Genomic DNA, 2,452 nt, shown 5'->3' on the forward strand with positions numbered 1-2,452 from the left:
TTTAGTTTAAGGAATTATGAAAAAATGTTTATTTAATGAATAGTACTGCGGTGTTTTGTTATATTTCTTTGAATCAAATTCATTATTCTTTGAAAAAACCGCTTAACGTTGAAAAATCATCGAATAAAATTCTCTGGTTTATGTTTTAAACAGGGGGTTTTATTGATTATATTTGTTTCACTTTTTTTAATGAAAATGATTACGAATTTTTAAACCTACTATACATGTCAACATTACGTTTCCAAGCTTTACAAGAAGCTTCCAACAGAAAGCCTGTACATTTTGAAGAAATAGACAGAAAGTCAAACATTTTTGGTTCAAATGTGTTTAATGAGAAAGCGATGAAGCAGTTTTTGACTTCTGATGCTTTAAAAGGAGTGAGAGATGCCGTTCAACACGGAACTAAGATAGACAGAAAACTGGCCGATTATATCGCCATGGGGATGAAAGAATGGGCATTATCAAAAGGTGTAACTCATTATACACACTGGTTTCAGCCGCTTACAGGTACAACAGCAGAAAAGCATGATGCTTTTTTTGAGACTTCTTATGACGGAAGTGATCCTGTAGAGAAATTCGGAGGAGCACAATTGGTACAGCAGGAGCCTGATGCATCAAGTTTTCCGAATGGAGGAATAAGAAATACATTTGAGGCAAGAGGGTATACCGCTTGGGATCCAACTTCTCCGGCATTTATATATGGTACAACCTTATGTATTCCAACCGTATTTATCGCCTATACAGGAGAAGCGCTCGATAATAAGATCCCATTATTAAGAGCACTATCCGTTATGGATGAGGCTGCGACCGAAGTTTGTAAATATTTCGATAAAAATGTAAAGAAAGTTACCGCTACTTTAGGATGGGAACAGGAATACTTTTTAATTGATAAAGCATTAGCTAATTCACGTCCTGACTTAATGATGACAGGAAGAACCTTACTGGGGCATACTTCTGCAAAAGGACAACAATTAGACGATCATTATTTCGGTTCTATTCCAACACGTGCTTTAACGTATATGAGAGATTTAGAGCAGGAATGTATGTTGTTGGGGATTCCGGTAAAAACTCGTCACAATGAAGTAGCGCCAAACCAATTCGAATTGGCTCCGATTTTTGAAGAAACCAATCTGGCTGTAGATCACAACTCTTTATTAATGGATGTGATGCAGCGTGTAGCGGAACGTCATGATTTTAAAGTATTGTTTCATGAAAAACCTTTTAAAGGGGTAAACGGTTCCGGAAAACACAATAACTGGTCATTGGCAACAGATACAGGAGTTAATTTATTGAGTCCGAGTAAAACACCAATGAGTAATCTACAGTTTTTAACTTTCTTTATCAATACAATTAAAGCGGTTAATGATTACGAAACTTTATTGAGAGCATCTATTGCAACAGCAAGCAATGATCATCGTTTGGGAGCTAATGAGGCACCACCGGCAATTATATCGGTTTTTATTGGAGCACAATTGTCTAAAGTATTAATAGAATTGGAAAGTGTAACCACCGGGAAATTGTCGCCTGAAGAAAAAACAGACTTAAAATTAAATGTAGTAGGGAAAATCCCGGACGTTCTTTTAGACAATACAGACCGTAACCGAACTTCTCCTTTTGCTTTTACCGGAAATAAATTTGAGTTTAGAGCTGTAGGTTCAAATGCCAATTGTTCTAACGCGATGACTACTCTGAATGCTATTGTGGCCAAACAACTAAGAGATTTTAAAACAGAGGTGGACTCTTTGATTGAATCTAAAGACATGAAAAAAGACGATGCAATCTTTAATGTTTTGAGAGAATACATCAAGCAGTCTAAAAAAATTCTGTTTGAAGGAGATGGATATAGCGAAGCCTGGGAAAAAGAAGCCGCTAAAAGAGGGTTAAGTAATTTTAAAACGACTCCGGAAGCTATTAAAGCTAAGGTTTCAAAACAAGCTTTGGAGTTATTTGATGAATTAGGAATTTTAAATCACGTAGAAGCTGAAGCACGTTACGAAATTGAATTGGAAGAATACACTAAGAAAATCCAGATTGAAGGACGAGTATTAGGGGATATTGCCAGAAATCACGTTATTCCAACAGCTATCCGCTATCAAAATACTTTAATCGAAAATGTGAAAGGATTAAAAGAAATTTTTGGTAAGGAGTTTGAAACTATTGCAAAAGAGCAAATAGTTTTGATTAAAGAAATTTCAGGCCATATTGAAGGAATTAATTCTAAAGTATTGGCTATGACGAGTGAACGAAGAACAGCAAACCAATTGACTGATGCACAAAAAATGGCCGAAGCTTACTGCAATAACGTAAAACCTTATTTTGAGGACATTCGTAATCATTGTGATAAATTAGAATTATTAGTAGATGATGAAAGCTGGACGCTAACGAAGTACAGAGAATTGTTATTTACGAAGTAATATTTTAGAATATACCCGATTAAGTCCCGTCTTTATTG

1 protein-coding gene is annotated in these 2,452 nt (G+C 35.5%); it reads left to right on the forward strand.

Annotated features, from left to right (window positions below; all coding sequences use genetic code 11):
- Positions 1–224: 224 nt before the first annotated feature.
- Complete coding sequence (locus JO950_RS21695; RefSeq protein ID WP_026110219.1) at positions 225–2,414, forward strand: glutamine synthetase III; 2,190 nt, start codon at positions 225–227, stop codon at positions 2,412–2,414.
- Positions 2,415–2,452 lie beyond the last annotated feature (38 nt).

Origin of the sequence: Flavobacterium sp. UGB4466 (assembly GCF_903469665.1) — a bacterium.
Taxonomy (GTDB): domain Bacteria; phylum Bacteroidota; class Bacteroidia; order Flavobacteriales; family Flavobacteriaceae; genus Flavobacterium; species Flavobacterium lipolyticum.